This is a genomic window from Pseudoalteromonas sp. MER144-MNA-CIBAN-0113, from assembly GCF_040308965.1.
GTDB lineage: Bacteria > Pseudomonadota > Gammaproteobacteria > Enterobacterales > Alteromonadaceae > Pseudoalteromonas > Pseudoalteromonas tetraodonis.
Genome location: NZ_JBEOOG010000311.1, coordinates 1 through 277, shown reverse-complemented (window position 1 = coordinate 277; position 277 = coordinate 1). Strand labels below are relative to the sequence as shown.

Here is a 277-nt window from a genome sequence, read left to right as displayed (position 1 = left end):
GTGCATGTACCATTCAAGTTCCACCTTATAGTGCAGATATCAGCAACGTTTCTAAACTAAAAGAAGAGTCTAATACACCAGTCTCAGTCGGAAAAATTGAATCTGAAAAAAAATTAAATAAGATATCACTTCGAGGCTCTCCTCTTGTTTCATCTGTAGGCAACAGCTATGGTGAATATATTGAGAGCGCTTTAATACAAGAATTAAAACTGGCTAAACTTTGGTCTGGTGTTGCTAAAAAGCAAGTGACTGGCAAGGTTATTGACCAAGATATTGA

General features: G+C 36.5%; 1 pseudogene. It reads left to right on the top strand.

The window, feature by feature from the left end:
• Positions 1-277 (top strand): annotated as a pseudogene (locus AAEY57_RS19830) (hypothetical protein); the annotation flags it as partial.